This is a genomic window from Photorhabdus heterorhabditis (assembly GCF_018448905.1).
Lineage (GTDB): Bacteria > Pseudomonadota > Gammaproteobacteria > Enterobacterales > Enterobacteriaceae > Photorhabdus > Photorhabdus heterorhabditis.
On the sequence record NZ_RCWA01000030.1, the window covers coordinates 1 to 16,382 of the forward strand.

Consider the following 16,382-nt stretch of genomic DNA (forward strand, 5'->3'; position numbering starts at 1 on the left):
ATCGTCTGGCGTTGCCGGCGCCGGACGGAGAGGCGTTTGCCCGTCAGGTTTACGAGGCCCCGCAGGGAGAAACGGAAATCGCGTTGGCGGCGATTTGGCATGAGTTGCTAGGGATTGAGCAGATCAGCCGGTACGATAGTTTCTTCGCTCTGGGTGGTCATTCACTGCTTGCCATGCGAATGATAAATCTTGCTGCGGGTCGGGGTTTGGTCTGTACATTGAATGCTTTATTCCAATTCCCGGTGCTGACCGAACTGGCGGCAAAAATCACATTAGATTTGCTATCTCAGCCACAAACCAGCGTCATATCGGTGCGATCTGGTGGAGCAGGATTGCCTGTGTTCTTTGTTCCTAGTGGGACGGGTGACTATTCCTATGTCTTTGGGTTGGCTCAGAGTATCCAATCAGGCTACCCGATTTATGCGTTGCCTTGGCCGTCCATCAATGAAAAACCGATGGCGACTATGGAGGAGCAGGCGGCAAGAATGATCACCTTGATGAAGGCGGTTCAACCGGAAGGACCGTACCAGTTATCGGGCTACTCTTCCGGTGGGATATTGGCTTATGCGATTGCCCAGCAGCTTTTGAATGCCGGTGAAATGGTTAATTTCCTCGGGCTGATTGATACGCCGGCTCCTCATTATTTAGGTGAGCAGATAGCGCAGCCTAAATATCAATTCTTTACTGAATTGGTCAGGCAATTAGGGGAAGGACACGCTGAAGAGATTGCGGTGTTGTACCAGCGAATTGATGAACTGAGTTTGGTGCAGTTTATTGCCGCTGCGCAGGAACTGGCGTTATATCCATCCAGTTTGTGTCCTGATTTAATCGCAGGACGTTGGGAGCAGATAGCGCATTATGCGCAAATAGTCAGGGATTATGAGCCACAGGTATTAACAATAACGTTGCATCAGTTCTATGCAATGGAATTTTGCTCACTTTCTTCTGTTATGGATGAAGAACCGGAGTCTTTAAATATAGAACCGTCGTTAGGTTGGGCACGAGTCGTCCCTGATGCTTTACTTCACTTAATAGCTATTCCGGGTAACCATTTCAGCTTATTGGAGGATAACGAGAATAAAGTCATTTTAGTTAAAGCCCTTAATATGACACTGGCAATCAACGGTAACGGGGAGGTTTTGCCATACTGATATATTAAGAAATACTGAATAATTTAGCGTTGGTGTGATAATCCGGTATATATTGCTTATACCGGATTTTTCTTGATTAAAACAGTATAAGGAAAGTGATAGTTACAAGAGAATAATTTTCTCCATATAGGACCTGATCTGTTTATCTAATTCAGATAAATCATTGAGATAAGGCATGATACGATCAATTTTTTATAAATAATCTGGCTAGGCGGTAATGCCGTTATTATTTGCAATATAAGAGGGTTTAGATATCACTAATCTTCTGAGGTGGCAGTTAATTTTGTATTAAGTGATAGTCAGATTGTTCACTTATTTTGTTATTTTATTGATAGAATTAGCTTGGTTATTACAAAATTAGAACCCGTCAAATTTTATTTCACATTCGAGTAGGTCAATTTCAAACGTTATTGATGAATAATTATTTATTTATTCTTTTCACCTATATACAGTAGGTTTAATTTATTCACTATTTATTCTTTTATTATTCACATTTAGTGCATAAGTCGTGCATAAAAATACTTTTTGGAATTTTGAACGGGATCAAAAAGTATTTTTTTTGTTTATAACTTGTGTTGACTTTGTTAAGCGCGAGCAACAGTATCTGTCCAATGACTGAGGGATTGTTTTTCGAAAATATTTATAATAATTATAATATTAACGAAATCATGTAATCTTATTTATCTTTTAAAACTTTTTAGAATTCCTTTCCCTCAGTATTTATTAATTAGTCATACCAGTACGAGCTGAAAAGTAGCGAAAGTTATATTTTTTATTTCGTTCAGACGCTCTCTATTTTAAGGGGAAATGATCCATGTTAGAAAATATTCAGAGAAGTTGGTTTGATCACTATATGGTACCTTGTTTTTCGCCTGCTAAGTTTATCCCTGTTCAGGCCAAAGGCTCGAAAGTATGGGATCAGGATGGAAAGGAATATATTGATTTTGCTGGTGGAATTGCGGTTAATTCATTAGGACATGCCCATCCTGAATTAAAGGATGCGCTAATTTCTCAGATTGAAAAAATATGGCATATAGGAAATGGTTACACGAATGAGCCAGTTCTTAAATTAGCAAAGAGACTTGTGGAAAATACTTTTGCTGATAAAGTGTTTTTCTGTAATTCAGGTGCAGAAGCTAACGAGGCAGCATTAAAGTTAGCCAGAAAATATGCTGCTGATAAGTATGGAAAAAATAAAAATGAGATTATCTCATTTAACGATTCTTTTCATGGCAGAACATTATTTACCGTTACAGTTGGAGGGCAACCAAAATATTCACAAGATTATGCACCTCTTCCTCAAGAAATTACTCATCTTCCTTATAATGACTTGTCTGCGATCAGGGAGCACATCTCTGAAAATACTTGCGCGATTATTGTTGAACCTATTATTGGGGAGGGTGGAGTTATTCCCGCAGATCCTAAATTTTTGCAGGAATTGCGTACCTTATGTGATCGCTTTCAGGCACTACTCATTTTCGATGAAATTCAAACTGGAGTAGGTCGTACCGGATATCTTTATGCTTATCAGGGGTATGGCGTGGAGCCTGATATTCTGACCAGTGCAAAAGGTCTGGGTGGGGGTTTTCCTATTGGTGCTATGTTGACGAAACAACATATTGCAGAAGCCTTTCAACCCGGCACGCATGGTACAACTTTTGGCGGTAATCCTCTGGCCGCAGCAGTCGCTAATAAAGTGCTTTCGATTGTTAATCAGACAGAATTTCTTGCCGGAGTTCAACAGCGCCATGATTATTTTATGGATAGATTATCGAAACTTAATCAGCGTTATCAAATATTCAATTGCTTGCGGGGCAAAGGGCTGCTTCTGGGGGCTGAATTGCATAAGAATTGGCAAGGTAAGGCGAAGCAGTTGACCAATATTGCAGCAGAGGAAGGGTTGATTGCATTGATTGCCGGGCCGGATGTATTGCGCTTTGCGCCTGCATTAAACATTGAATTTGCTGATATTGATGAAGGTCTGGTTCGTCTTGAAAGTGCCATTATGCGGTTTGTCGGTTAATAGCAGATTGAAGGTGACGTTATGATGCTTTTCCGAACTGTCCAGAATAGTGATTTAAAGGGGATTCAGGCTTTATCCGAACGAGCTGGTATAGGTCTGACATCTTTGCCAAATAACTTGGATCAATTACGTTCACGTATTTCACGTAGCGTTGATACTTTCGCTGGAAAACTGACCAGAGCCAAACAGGGATTCTTTTTTGTGTTGGAAGATACCAGTGCGAATCGCGTAGTAGGCGTAAGTGCTATAGAAGCGGCGGTAGGACTGGAGGAACCGTTTTATAACTTTCGGGTACAGAAAACGATTCGTTCATCACGTGAGTTGGGCGTTTATAAGGCTATTGAAGCGTTAACTTTAGAACAAGATCAGACGGGTAACAGTGAATTATGTACCTTGTTCCTAGACCCGGAATATCAGAAAGGAAAAAATGGCACATTTCTCTCTAAAGCGCGTTTTCTCTTTATCGCCGCATTTAGGGATCTGTTTTCTAAAGTAATATTCGCTGAAATGCGTGGCGTTGCCGATGAGCAAGGAAATTCACCTTTCTGGAACTCGCTGGGACAACATTTTTTTGGCATTCCTTTTTCTCAGGCAGATTACTTAACCGGTATTGGTTCGAAAACTTTTATTGCGGAACTCATGCCCCTGCATCCGGTTTATATATCCTTATTACCCCCCGAGGCGCAGAAGGTGATCGGGCAGGTTCATGAGAAAACTGTCCCAGCCCGTGCAATTCTTGAGAAAGAAGGTTTTTCCTATCAAGGCCATATCGATATTTTTGACGCAGGTGCCTTACTACAGGCTGAGATCGACCGGATACGCGCAGTAAAAGAGAGTCGGCTTGTTACTGTCAGCAAAGTTAAGTCAGTCATCCGCAACGATGGAGTTGCTTGCATCGTTGCCAATCAGCACTTTAGTGAATTTCGAGCGCTTTTACTGAATATTGCGTATGACTGCGAGGAGCTTTCTTTAACACCCGTTGAAATGGATGCACTTCAGATCAGTGATGGGGAGCAGGTGCGACTCGTCAGTCTCTTTCCAGAGGAAAACTAATTATGATGAATCATAAAGCACATTACATTGGGGGAAGATGGGTAGAGGGGCAGGGTGAATCGATAACCAAATTCTCTCCAATAGATCAACAGATCCTGTGGCAAGCTAACAGCGCTGATGCCTCTCAAGTCAGCGCTGCTTGTCAATCTGCCCGTGAAGTATTTTACGCTTGGTCGCATTTGCCGGTCAGTGAGCGAATAAATGTCGTCCAGAAGTTTGTCGCTTTGTTGAATGAAGATAAAGAAGCCCTCGCCCGTGTTATCAGTCAAGAAACCAGTAAACCATTATGGGAAACACGTACTGAAATACAATCCATGATAGGTAAAGCGACTATTTCCATTGAAGCATGGGAACAGCGTACAGGAGAATCGGAAATCATTATGCCGGATGGTCGGGCGTTATTGCGTCATCGTCCCCACGGTGTGATGGCGGTTTTTGGTCCGTATAATTTCCCAGGTCATTTACCCAATGGTCATATTATTCCCGCACTGATCGCGGGTAATACGCTGGTGTTTAAACCCAGTGAGCTAACACCGATGACCGCTGAAGAAACTGTCAAACTGTGGGAAAAAGCAGGTTTGCCCGCAGGGGTGCTTAATTTGGTTCAAGGTGCGCGTAATACAGGGACCGTATTGCTGGAGGATAAACAGCTCGATGGTGTGCTGTTTACAGGGAGTGCTAATACTGGCTTTCACTTTCACCGCGTGTTTGGTGGTCAGCCCGAAAAAATGTTGGCACTTGAAATGGGAGGAAATAATGCACTAATCGTTGATGCTTGTGATGATATTGATGCTGCTGTTTATACCATTGTGCAGTCAGCATTTATCTCCGCAGGTCAACGTTGCACCTGCGCCCGCAGATTGTTGGTAAAAAATGGTGCACATGGAGACGCAGTAATTAAACGTCTGGTGGAAGTGACTAAACAGATTGTTCCATCCCATTGGGATGCACAACCTCAACCTTTTATTGGCGGAGTCATTTCTCTACAGGCTGTTCAGAATTTGTTGGAAGCGCAAGATCGGCTACAAAAACTTGGTGGGATTTCTTTGGTTTCGTTGGAGCAGCTCGCTCCTCAATCAACGTTGCTGGCACCAGGGATTATTGATGTTAGTCAGGTAGTTGAGCTACCTGATGAAGAATATTTTGGTCCGCTACTGTCCCTCATGCGTTATGACACGTTTGATGAAGCGTTAACAATCGCAAATAACACCCGGTTCGGGCTGGCTGTTGGTTTAATTTCACCAGATGCTTTCTTGTTCCAGCGTTTGTCAGAAGATGCGAGAGCCGGAATTGTGAATTGGAATAAACCGCTGACAGGGGCTTCCAGCAAAGCGCCTTTCGGTGGTATTGGCGCATCAGGAAACTTCCGGCCCAGTGCTTATTATGCTGCTGATTACTGTGCCTGGCCGATGGCATCCCTTGTTACCGATAAACTCTCTTTACCTGAAACGCTTGCTCCGGGAATTCATTTCCCTGATTAACTTAATACCATTTTTCCAGAGGTATCTATGTCTGGTTTTGAAGTAAATTTTGATGGGTTGGTCGGTCTGACCCATCATTACGCGGGGCTTTCCGTGGGTAATAAGGCATCTATCTATAATAGGGATAATGTGTCTAACCCACGTAAAGCCGCGTTGCAAGGGTTGATGAAAATGAAATCTCTGGCTGACATGGGATTCTTTCAAGGGGTGCTTCCACCACAACAACGTCCTAATATTCCCGCGTTGCGTAACTTAGGTTTTGCAGGCAGTGATGAGCAAGTACTCCAGAAAGCGGCTCAATATTCTCCTGTGTTGTTATCAAAGCTGAGTTCTGCGTCATCAATGTGGACAGCAAACGCGGCGACAGTGTCACCTTCTGCAGATAGTGCCGACCAGCGAGTGCATTTCACAGTGGCAAATTTAAATAACAAATTGCATCGTTCACTGGAAGTAGAAACGACGGCAGCCGTGTTAAAAGCCACTTTTGCGAATCAAAACTACTTTATTCATCATCGTGCTCTACCACAACATGAAGACTTTGGTGATGAAGGGGCGGCCAACCATAATCGTCTCGGTGGTGACTATAATATGCCGAGCGTACAGGTATTTGTTTATGGGCGTAGCGTGCTGCGTGGTGGTCCGATACCCCAGCTTTACCCCGCGCGACAAACACGGGAAGCCAGTGAAGCTGTTGCACGGTTGCATCAACTTAATCCGGCCCAAACCGTCTTTGTGCAGCAAAAACCTGTCGCCATTGACAGTGGTGTTTTCCACAATGATGTCATTGCAGTGAGCAACCGAAATGTCCTCTTTCATCATCAATATGCTTACCTCAATCAGGCTCAGGCTCTTGCTGAAATTAAGGAAAAAATGGCGGCGTTGGGACATGATTTTGTCGCGATTGAAGTGCTTTCTGAGCAGGTCAGTATTAAAGATGCGGTTGATTCTTATCTCTTTAATAGCCAGTTACTGAGTAAAACTGATGGAAAAATGATGATCGTTGTTCCTGAAGAGTGCCGTCAAAATGCTGTCGTCTGGGATTATTTACAGTCACTGATTGTGCAAACCTCTTCACCCATTAATGAAGTCTGCGTTTTTGATCTTCGGGAAAGTATGCGTAATGGCGGTGGTCCAGCATGCTTACGTCTAAGAGTTGTGTTAAATGATACCGAATTCAGCGCTGTCAATCCTGCAACATTGATGAATAACCCACTTTATGATCGCCTGACTAAGTGGATAGAACAGCATTATCGCGATCAATTATGTTCCAGTGATCTGGCTGATCCTCAATTACTTCGTGAAGTTTATACCGCTCTGGATGAGCTTACGCAGATCCTGAAATTAGGATCAATCTATGAATTTCAACGCTAAATTGGAGTGGATATGGATCTGTTAACGTTATTGCTTGAAAAGAAACTTGCCGATCATTTAACGTTTCCGGAAACAATCAGTGCGAGTTGGTTGGCAGAAGGTGTACTGCAACTGATTCCCTGTGAAGGGAAAAATCGATCTCTGGTGATTTCTGCGGGTATTCATGGCAATGAAACGGCACCTATTGAAATATTAATTCAATTATTGGCACAGTTGGCTGATGGCACGCTAACATTAGAAAATAACTTATTGATCATCTTCGGTAACTTGCCCGCTATGCGTGCGGACCGACGTTATTTGCACAATGATTTGAACCGAATGTTTGGTGGTCGTTATCTAAATTTCCCACTGGGAAATGAGCGGTTGCGTGCAGCTGAACTTGAAAATGTTGTGAGTCGTTTTTTTGCTGAACCTTCGGTATCTTCTACAAATATTCGCTGGCATATTGACTTGCATACAGCGATACGGGCCTCTCATCATGAGCAATTTGCGTTATTACCCGCTCAGGGCCGTCCTTTTTCTGCTGAGTTTATGCAATGGTTGAGTGATAGTGATATTGAAGCACTGGTTTATCACAAAGAAAAAGGAGGGACTTTCAGCCACTTCCTGGGAGAAAAATTTGGCGCAGACAGTTGCACGATGGAAATTGGCAAAGTAATGCCTTTTGGTAAAAATGATTTAAAAAGATTTCAGAAAATCATTGCGGCTCTTTATAGCTTAATCGCTTATTCACAAATAACTGCACGCACTAAATCTGAGCTGAAACATTACCGAGTAGTTGATTCGATTATTAAGAGTGATGACAGTTTTCAACTTCATATACCTGCCGATACCATGAATTTCACTGAATTACCTGAGGGATTTGAAATTGCCAGCCAACGGGATCGCCATTGGAAAATAACATCCTCAGTAAACTTTATATTATTTCCTAATGCTGAGGTTGCTAATGGATTACGGGCGGGATTGTTACTTGCTCTAAATAAAAAAATAACTAAATAAAATATTACGACATTTTCTTTCTGAAGCAATGGTACTTTCTTCTTCAGAAAGAATTCAGCAGTGTGCTTCTTCGCTTTAATGACAGACGGGTATTATCATGATAAAAAATAATAAAACTCAACAAAATCTTTCGGCAGAAAATTTTACTGATTCGCAAAAGCTTCATCGAGGTCTGAGTGCACGTCATATTCAAATGATTTCTATTGGCGGTGCTATTGGTACCGGATTATTTATGGGATCGGGCAAAACTATTGCCGTATCTGGAACATCAATCGTTATTACCTATGCCGTTGTCGGTTTTTTTGTGTATATGGTGATGCGAGCTATGGGAGAATTACTGCTCACTAAATTAAATTATCGCTCTTTTGCTGATTTCGTATCTGATTATTTGGGGACGAAGGCAAGTTTTTTTCTCGGCTGGACTTACTGGATGAGTTGGATTGTATCCTGTATTGCTGATGTGGTGGTTTGTGGCGGATACATTCAATATTGGTTTCCCGGTGTTTCTCTTTGGGGGCCTGCATTTTTAACCTTGGGTTTACTTTGTACTTGTAATCTTCTTTCTGTCCGGTTATTCGGTGAAGCTGAATTCTGGTTTGCGATTATTAAAGTCATTGCGATTTTAGCGTTAATTATTGTGGGTATCGGTATGGTGATGATAGGTTGGAAATCACCAGACGGTATGACGGCATCTATTAATAATCTGACTGATCCATCAGTATTCCTGCCGAATGGTATTTTTGGTTTTTTTGCCGGTTTTCAGATAGCGATTTTTTCTTTTACCGGGGTTGAACTTGTTGGCACGATGACCGCAGAAACAAAAGATCCAGAAAAAATATTGCCGAAAGCCATTAATAAGATTCCGATGAGAATTTTTATTTTCTATATTTTTTCAATGTTAAGCATTATTGCTGTGACTTCTTGGGGACGTATTTCATCTGAAACTAGCCCTTTTGTAACGCTATTTGCCTTGGCGGGTTTGCCAGCGGCGGCTGCAATTGTTAACTTTGTTGCATTAACGTCGGCAATGTCTTCTGCTAATAGTGGGTTATATGCTTGTACACGTATGCTTTATGGGTTATCAACGGAAAGAAATGCTCACCAGAAATTTAAAATTCTTTCCCGTAATACTGCGATTCCAGTACATAGTTTGATATTTTCTTGTTTCTGTATGATAGTTGGCACATCACTTTTATTTGTCGTACCGGATGTCATGCGATTATTTACTATTGTGTCAACGGTTGCTTCTATTATGGTTATTTATAGCTGGTGTATGATATTAGTGGCCTATTTAGCTTATCGTAAACACCATCCTGAATTGCATAAACGATCAATATTTAAGATGCCTTTGGGAGTGCCGTTGACGTGGATCACTCTGATTTTTTTCATCCTTACAATAGTGATAATGGTTTTTGATCCCGATACCTTGGTGGCACTCTGTGGTACACCTTTGTGGTTTATCGCGTTAAGTATTCTATGGCGCGTGAAAAAGAAAAATGAAGCACAGGAAGAACAAGGTTATCAGATAGAGAAAGAGGGTTTTCGTCCATAATGAGGATGATTTACACCTTCATATTTAGCTGTTTTGGCATTCAAATAGGTTTTCCATGCTAAGTACATCATTAGTTTAATTCAGCACCGAATGTTCATAACTTCGGTGCTTTTTTATTGGTAATAAATTTTAAGTGAATTTATCCATGTTACCGGGAAATAAATATTCATGATAATATTTATTTGAATTATATAGATAGTCATAATTGCAATTATATGATATTTCTTATGTTATTGTGGAATAATAAATAAGCGAATTTTATTACATATGACATTGTAATAACTGAATAATTATCTATTTTATATAAATAGCTTTCCAAAATAGTGCTACACCTTACACACGCCACGTAACATATAACTCTATGTATAACAATTAGTTGAAGAAAGCCATGTGTAGCAGAATTATGAAACCTTATTTATTATTGAAATCATCTTTTTTTATGTTTTTTTCTTGTTTTTAATTTAATTATTATGGGGATTGTTTTTTTGATTTAGTCATCTGCCTTTATTTAAGATGGTTAATGAAAAAATAAATGAATTGAATCATATAGTTTATGTTGTTAGTTTGTTTTGTAATATTTACAATTACATTATACATTAAGTCATTATATGTTGGTAAAGATCATAGATTTATTAATAACAGCTATGAAGTATTTTTTATTTGTTTGGTTGTCAAGATTATCAATAAAACAAGGAGAAAAATATGATCTTTAATAAAAAAGTTTTTCTGATTTCCCCTTTATTATTCGTTAGTAGTCAATTTAGTGTGGCATGTAATATTGACCCAAGGGTGGAAAGTATAATAAAAAACTATGGATTACAAGAAACTAAATTGATGTCTATGTATAAAAAGTGCGAATTTGATGTGGTGAATACTGGAAATAGAATTATATTAACTAATAATGAATCCAGAAATAGTGATGAGCGCGCAGAACTAGCGATATATTGATATAGAGGAATGGGAATAGATGAATATAAACTATTTGATAGCAATAAGTATACAAGAGTTCCTTGTGCTAACATTCCGAATCGCTTTTTTAGAGTTTCTCCTGAATATACTTATGCGAAAAGCTATCCGATGAGAGAGGATAAAAAATTTGTTATAGAATTTAGAATGATAGAAACAGGCTGGTTGTATCATGAATTTACAACTAAACATAACTGCGAAATTAATATTGAATCAAGAGGAGAATCATATGGGCTTGGTGAAATAACTACATTTATAAAAGATGAGTCAAATTGTGAGCCTAAAGGTTATAAAATGGGGGATGAATTCAACAAGTGGTTATCAGAAAAGCCAGTTAAAATAGAGACGACAATTTCTTATGTACAATTACCAATATCGAAATAATTCTTAAATCTGTCCTGTGATTATATAATTGTTGGTTTTTTTCTTTTATGCCGTTATTATATTGTTTTACATATATTCTAATAAAATATTTTTTAATTTAATCATGCTGGAATTTGTTTTTGTTTTTTCTAATTAAATAATCTACCTTATTTAGGTCAGATAATATAACAGTGTGGATTAATACAGTAGGTTAATTAATTTTATATTATCTGCAATAAGTGTTTTTCTAAATATATAATAATGAAATCAATTTAATTAGGTACCGAAAACATAAATAGACCAAGGAGATAGATATGAATTTAAATAAAAAAGCTTTCCTTATTTCCCCGCTTTTATTAGCTATTAGTAGTGTCAGTATGGCATGTATGAAAGATCCGGAGAACATTAGAAATCAGGTGAAAGATGCAATAACGGCAAACGGATTGGCAAAAACCAAAGTAATGTCTTTATATACAAATTGTGTTCTTCGAGTTAAAGACAACACACCGAATAAATTGACACTAAAGAATGGTAAAACTGCAAATAGTGATAATGTAGAAGAAAAATCGATGTACTGGTATCGAGGAATGGAGACAAAGGAATATCAAACATTTGATAAGAATAGGAACGAGAAAATTTCTTGCGTTCAAGAAAAAAGTTTCTGTGGAATTGCGCCTCAATTCACTTACTCACAAGGTTATCTAACCAATAAAAAACCGGGTGTTGTTATTGAATTTAAGACGGAAAAGGCAGGCTGGTTATATAATGACTTTACAACTAAACATGGATGTAAGACTAAAGCTGAAGGAGGAGGAACATATGGGCTTGGTGTAACAGGAACATCGGCAAGTTGTGATTCTGCATATAAGCAAAGCGGAATAGGAAATATATTTAATGGGTGGTTATCAAGTAACAAAATACAAGCTCAGGTCGCGTATGTATTATTACAGAAAAAGAAAAAATAGGCTTCTCTGTGCTGAAACCATGCAATTATCAATCTTAAATTTGCGCAGGTAAAAATGTGAAGTGCCGCATATATGCGGCACAATTAAACTGTTTTTTGTAGTTCATTGCGTGCGGCCTGAGCTAGAAAACCACTTCTGCTACCATACTCAGGATGATCATGAACAATCGTATCAATACGATGTAATAAACGGTGTGGCAAGGTAATATTGCTCCGTTCTGCTTTGCCATCGAATTTATCCATATTGACATCGACTAAGATCCATTGACCATCAATATACTTACCCATGTTTTCAGCGAGATGTTCTTGCATTGTTCTGGCTTTCGGCAGCTCTGATTCATTTTGCGTTAATAATTCAAAATGTACCTCAATAGCACTTTTAGCATCTTGCTAGGTTTCTTCCAGTGTATCGCCAGCAAAATAACAGCCGGGTACATCAGGAAACCAGCCGTTTGCACTGCTGTCTGTATCAATTTCAATAAAAGCGGGATATACCCGTCATCTTTCAAGTTGCTGCTTTGTTGGCTGCGTTCCACATAGTTATCTATGCTCCTAGGGATGCGTTCACTTGCCGCCGCACTGCAACTTGAAATCCATAGGGTATAACATATTTTTTCTCCTTAATTTGAATGTTTCGAGTTACTTCATTAGAGAACATTATATTTAATAAATTGGCATAATTTTCCAATCTTATCTCTTTCTGGAGATAAAAAGAAAATAAAAAGGCTGAATCCAGTGAGTACAGGATTCAGCCTTTATCAGTTACTAATCTGCTATGGATAAGAAGCGGTTACGCTTCTCCCTGTGCTGATTGAATCGCAGTCAGTGCGACAGTGTAAACAATATCGTCTACCAAAGCGCCACGGGACAAATCGTTCACTGGTTTGCGCATACCTTGCAGCATTGGCCCGCAAGGGCTGGTTGGAAGAAGAGTATAATTATGAAATGACTTCTTTAGAAAATTAGTAAATAAAATTTTGTATTATTTAGTGATTATTGTATATCGGTTATACTGTGTTTTTAATAAATAACAATTAATAAGCGTAAGAAGTTATAAAACATAAAAATATAACTTTGATTTATAATTTCATTAAAGTCACAAAATATAATAATATAGAATCTTAAAGTGTGTTTTTATTCTGGTAATTACTTTAATAACTGATAATATAGTTTAAAACACATAATTAAATTAAATTAAATTAAAATAACTAAGGGTATAAAAATGGAATGTAATCTAGTTGTAGAAAAAAATAAAAAGATGATTTCATCGGATACTGTACAAAAAAATAAGGAAATTAACTTATTTATATTTAATGAACATCAAGCTAACCTGCTTCACTATTTTTCCGAAGATATTGCTAAACGTGGTGGTCCACAGGTTAGCGGAATTAGAATGATTGTGGTACAAGCTGGTATTGAATTAAAACAAACATTTTCAGAAATCCAACAAGAAGTGATCAGAATATATTCTGATGGTTTAATGTCCGCTCTAGTTTTTGAAGGGATGAAAAAAGTTACCAATGATATACTCCCTGATAAATTACCCTCGTTTTCTTCACTAGATAATCAATATGCTATCCTTTATTTGGCGGCTCGTAATCAAATCTTACTGGAACTTGTTGAACATAGAGCTTTTGCATATGATATTGAAAATTATGATAAAATAGTGCGTCTGGTTGCTCATTTTAAAGAGGGAGGTTTGCAGGATATTGATTCTGAAAATAATAGAGTAGAATTAAGTTCTCATTCAGGCTTATCCCTTGGCCCTCACACCGAAGGACCATATTGGAGCGCAGTGAAAGTTAAAAATAGTCATTCTCCTTCACCGTCTTCTTTGATTTTATCATCAATGTGGAATCCTCTAATGGAACCTACATTTGTTATTCCAATGCCTGAAGTATTAGAAAGGGTTGGTGCAACTAATGTTTTGGCTCTGTCGTCATGCAACTTTAATTTTACATATAGTGACTCTTATGCCGACGAAAAGGAAGAAGATGGTAAGGGGGTATCTATAATAGATTTTAATGAAAAATTCTCTTTCTCTATCCGATATAACTCCTACCGTTTTTCTGTTGATGAAAAAGCCTCAGATGTTGTCAAGAAAGCATATGAAATATTTTGTCAGGCAGTTAACGATGCTATACCGTATCGATATGTATTAACACAGGAATCTGCAATTGCTATTAATAATTATCGAGCATTACATTGTCGGGATATAGTAAAGGATAATCGTCGATTGTTAGTTCGGTTGTTTGGTCTTGCAAAATATGCGGAAGGAGTTGTTATCTCAGATGATCCTTTATTGCTTAAAGGCTAAATAATTACTCGTTGTGTTATTACAATGAAATTTAATAAAGTATAGTTATATTTAATTTTTAATTATTTGGAATGCTATATTAAATGGCACTTTTAAAGTGTTGGACTAAAGTGCTGCACTTATTATGTGAATCCAAGGGTTTTTTTGATTGGATTTTTAAGTATGTCACATTCTTTTGCAAAAAGGGTTGACTGAGTATGAAGTACAATTATGAAATTCTATTGAATAGCTTGCATTATTAATAATTTAAGCTATTTTAAAACGTTTAATAATATATGGAATCATTATGGAATGGGACCTAATAGGCATACTAGCAACTATTGCTTTTTTGGCAGGTTTTTTTGATGCAATAGCAGGTGGAGGAGGATTAATAACATTGCCCGCGCTATTTCTAGCAGGAATAGAACCTATCAGTGCTATGGCAACTAATAAACTTCAAGCAACTTCGGCTAGTATATCAGCTACTGTAATTTTTGCGCGTAATGGATTGATTGAGTGGAGAAATTCAGTATTTTTAGTACTTTTTAGCCTATTAGGAGGAGTTAGTGGTGCATTATTTGTTAGTGTGGTTAGTAAGAGAGTATTAGAAGCTTGTGTGCCAATATTATTAATCGTCGTCGCAATTTATTTTATCTTCGCTCCGAAACTTAGTGGGAGAAGTAATAGGAAAAGAATATCTGTATTGTTATTTTCATTTTTAATCGCTCCGGTACTTGGTTTTTATGATGGCATATTTGGACCAGGAACGGGTTCTTTTCTCATGATGAGTTTTATGTTCTTCTGTGGCCTTGAGATGATGCGGGCAATGAGTTTTACTAAGTTAGCAAATGCTTCATGCAATATTGGTGCATTGTTCATTTTTATCACTAAAGGCGTCATTATATGGCCGTTAGCCTTAGCAATGGCTATAGCGTCCTTTGCTGGAGCACAGTTAGGCGCACGTTATGCTGTTAAAATAGGTCCTCGTTTAATAAGGCCGATGCTGATATTGGTATGCTGTGTGTTAGCGATTAAACTTATTAGTGCTGAAAACAACCCGCTACGGATTATGATCCTTAATCTTCTATAAATTGTACTGAATTAAAATAAATCACTAAGCGGACTGAATTATGCCCAATTTCATTAATTAACCTCAGCTTCGTTTAAAAATAGCGATATCACAATCCCGTAAATTCAAGCTCGGTTTTTTAGGTTGGAATGTATAAGCAATTAGGCCAGCGACGATTTCCAATAAAAAACCGAGCTGACTGCGGTGTCTTGAATGCTCTATCTGAGAAATATTTTTAAGCTGAACCACGACCGTTTCTATCAAAAATCGCCTTCTTAACATCAGCTTATCCCAGAGAGATAATTCTTTTGCCTTCATGTTATTACGGACATGAGTGATTAACGTTATTCCTTCTGCTTCTAGTTCATCGCACAAAGCCTGCGACAAATACCCTTTATCACCATATAAACATCCGGTTAACCCTTGTACCAGCGCTTTGACGGGATGGCGATCATCCTTATTTCCTGAAGTCAACTTCACTGCCAGAAGTTCACCACAATCATTGATAACCCGATGAAGTTTAAAGCCATAAAACCAGCCGGTACTGGTTTTCCCTCGCTGTGCGATGCCCTGAAATACGCGATGACGGGGAATACGGAGATTGTGGCAAACGGCAATTTTGGTTGAATCAATAAAAGTGATCCCCTGGGTTTCAGCCTTGCGTGACGAAAGAAAAGCACAAAGAGGAATGAGCGCCCTTTGCTTCAAGGTTAACATCCGGGTGTAGCTGACCAACTGGGGAAAATCGGCCTGAAGATAGTGTTTAACCTGCTGAATATAAAACGTTTTAAAATCACGATAATGGCTCATGTGGAATAGAATGAGTATCGTCATGACTTCACTGAGAGAAAGGGAAGCTTCGCGGCGACGTTTGAGCAAACCATGTTCAATTAACTGTTGATGCCAGAGAGGAATAAATTTTTGGCAAAAGTCATCGACGCAGCAGTAAAGTTCTTCTAAATTAAACATGCCTGAGGATCTCCACGATTTTGTTTTCTTTGACAAAAACTTTGATCGTGCCTCAGGCACTTAGTTCCCTTCTTAAGCAAACCTCAGGTTAAATTAAATACAAAGTGGAATCCCGCCCTGGTGAC

Annotated in this window: 13 protein-coding genes and 2 pseudogenes; 12 read left to right on the top strand and 3 right to left on the bottom strand. The window is 38.6% G+C overall.

Going from position 1 to position 16,382, the window contains the following annotated elements:
- From EAE89_RS16770 to EAE89_RS16810, 10 genes are all read left to right on the top strand, one after another.
- Nucleotides 1-1,151: thioesterase domain-containing protein (locus EAE89_RS16770; protein WP_244866538.1), on the top strand; the 1,151-nt coding region annotated here is incomplete at its 5' end.
- Nucleotides 1,152-1,965: 814 nt separating this feature from the next.
- The gene (locus EAE89_RS16775) at nt 1,966-3,174 is read left to right on the top strand and encodes an aspartate aminotransferase family protein (protein WP_054479410.1); all 1,209 of its coding nucleotides are present in this window, start codon (nt 1,966-1,968) and stop codon (nt 3,172-3,174) included.
- 24 nt (nt 3,175-3,198) lie between these two features.
- Nucleotides 3,199-4,227, top strand: coding sequence for an arginine N-succinyltransferase (astA, locus tag EAE89_RS16780; RefSeq protein ID WP_235525473.1), 1,029 nt, complete (start codon nt 3,199-3,201; stop codon nt 4,225-4,227).
- A gap of 5 nt (nt 4,228-4,232) precedes the next feature.
- A complete protein-coding gene (astD, locus tag EAE89_RS16785) occupies nt 4,233-5,708 on the top strand; it encodes a succinylglutamate-semialdehyde dehydrogenase (RefSeq protein ID WP_214086278.1) in 1,476 nt (491 codons plus the stop codon).
- A gap of 27 nt (nt 5,709-5,735) precedes the next feature.
- Nucleotides 5,736-7,079 (top strand): N-succinylarginine dihydrolase, encoded by a 1,344-nt coding sequence (gene astB, locus EAE89_RS16790; RefSeq protein ID WP_149617154.1) that lies wholly within the window; start codon nt 5,736-5,738, stop codon nt 7,077-7,079.
- Between the two features lie 12 nt (nt 7,080-7,091).
- Complete coding sequence (astE, locus tag EAE89_RS16795; protein ID WP_054479405.1) at nt 7,092-8,078, top strand: succinylglutamate desuccinylase; 987 nt, start codon at nt 7,092-7,094, stop codon at nt 8,076-8,078.
- Between the two features lie 97 nt (nt 8,079-8,175).
- Nucleotides 8,176-9,630 (top strand): amino acid permease, encoded by a 1,455-nt coding sequence (locus tag EAE89_RS16800; protein WP_054479403.1) that lies wholly within the window; start codon nt 8,176-8,178, stop codon nt 9,628-9,630.
- 702 nt (nt 9,631-10,332) lie between these two features.
- The gene (locus tag EAE89_RS23735; protein ID WP_244866540.1) at nt 10,333-10,578 is read left to right on the top strand and encodes a hypothetical protein; all 246 of its coding nucleotides are present in this window, start codon (nt 10,333-10,335) and stop codon (nt 10,576-10,578) included.
- A gap of 9 nt (nt 10,579-10,587) precedes the next feature.
- On the top strand, nt 10,588-10,980 hold the full coding sequence (locus tag EAE89_RS23740) for a hypothetical protein (RefSeq protein ID WP_235525470.1): 393 nt from the start codon (nt 10,588-10,590) through the stop codon (nt 10,978-10,980).
- Between the two features lie 293 nt (nt 10,981-11,273).
- Complete coding sequence (locus EAE89_RS16810; protein ID WP_054479402.1) at nt 11,274-11,924, top strand: hypothetical protein; 651 nt, start codon at nt 11,274-11,276, stop codon at nt 11,922-11,924.
- Between the two features lie 83 nt (nt 11,925-12,007).
- On the opposite strand, the pseudogene EAE89_RS16815 reads toward EAE89_RS16810, so the two are convergent.
- Nucleotides 12,008-12,403, bottom strand: a pseudogene (locus EAE89_RS16815) (type II toxin-antitoxin system HicB family antitoxin).
- A 310-nt stretch (nt 12,404-12,713) separates the two neighbouring features.
- Nucleotides 12,714-12,833, bottom strand: a pseudogene (locus tag EAE89_RS16820) (phosphate acyltransferase); the annotation flags it as partial.
- A 312-nt stretch (nt 12,834-13,145) separates the two neighbouring features.
- Between EAE89_RS16820 and EAE89_RS16825 the strand changes: the two are divergent.
- A complete protein-coding gene (locus EAE89_RS16825) occupies nt 13,146-14,240 on the top strand; it encodes a Fe(II)-2OG oxygenase family protein (protein ID WP_235525566.1) in 1,095 nt (364 codons plus the stop codon).
- A gap of 286 nt (nt 14,241-14,526) precedes the next feature.
- The gene (locus EAE89_RS16830) at nt 14,527-15,309 is read left to right on the top strand and encodes a TSUP family transporter (RefSeq protein WP_054481652.1); all 783 of its coding nucleotides are present in this window, start codon (nt 14,527-14,529) and stop codon (nt 15,307-15,309) included.
- 63 nt (nt 15,310-15,372) lie between these two features.
- Here EAE89_RS16830 and EAE89_RS16835 read toward each other — a convergent pair whose 3' ends face one another.
- On the bottom strand, nt 15,373-16,257 hold the full coding sequence (locus EAE89_RS16835) for an IS982 family transposase (protein ID WP_149617156.1): 885 nt from the start codon (nt 16,255-16,257) through the stop codon (nt 15,373-15,375).
- Nucleotides 16,258-16,382: the final 125 nt, after the last annotated feature.

Excerpts from the sequence above, each read along its gene's own strand:
- EAE89_RS16775 (WP_054479410.1), top strand. The coding sequence starts at position 1,966 with ATGTTAGAAAATATTCAGAGAAGTTGGTTTGATCACTATATGGTACCT.
- astA (WP_235525473.1), top strand. The coding sequence starts at position 3,199 with ATGCTTTTCCGAACTGTCCAGAATAGTGATTTAAAGGGGATTCAGGCT.
- astD (WP_214086278.1), top strand. The coding sequence starts at position 4,233 with ATGAATCATAAAGCACATTACATTGGGGGAAGATGGGTAGAGGGGCAG.
- astB (WP_149617154.1), top strand. The coding sequence starts at position 5,736 with ATGTCTGGTTTTGAAGTAAATTTTGATGGGTTGGTCGGTCTGACCCAT.
- astE (WP_054479405.1), top strand. The coding sequence starts at position 7,092 with ATGGATCTGTTAACGTTATTGCTTGAAAAGAAACTTGCCGATCATTTA.
- EAE89_RS16800 (WP_054479403.1), top strand. The coding sequence starts at position 8,176 with ATGATAAAAAATAATAAAACTCAACAAAATCTTTCGGCAGAAAATTTT.
- EAE89_RS23735 (WP_244866540.1), top strand. The coding sequence starts at position 10,333 with ATGATCTTTAATAAAAAAGTTTTTCTGATTTCCCCTTTATTATTCGTT.
- EAE89_RS23740 (WP_235525470.1), top strand. The coding sequence starts at position 10,588 with ATGGGAATAGATGAATATAAACTATTTGATAGCAATAAGTATACAAGA.
- EAE89_RS16810 (WP_054479402.1), top strand. The coding sequence starts at position 11,274 with ATGAATTTAAATAAAAAAGCTTTCCTTATTTCCCCGCTTTTATTAGCT.
- EAE89_RS16825 (WP_235525566.1), top strand. The coding sequence starts at position 13,146 with ATGGAATGTAATCTAGTTGTAGAAAAAAATAAAAAGATGATTTCATCG.
- EAE89_RS16830 (WP_054481652.1), top strand. The coding sequence starts at position 14,527 with ATGGAATGGGACCTAATAGGCATACTAGCAACTATTGCTTTTTTGGCA.
- EAE89_RS16835 (WP_149617156.1), bottom strand. The coding sequence starts at position 16,257 with ATGTTTAATTTAGAAGAACTTTACTGCTGCGTCGATGACTTTTGCCAA.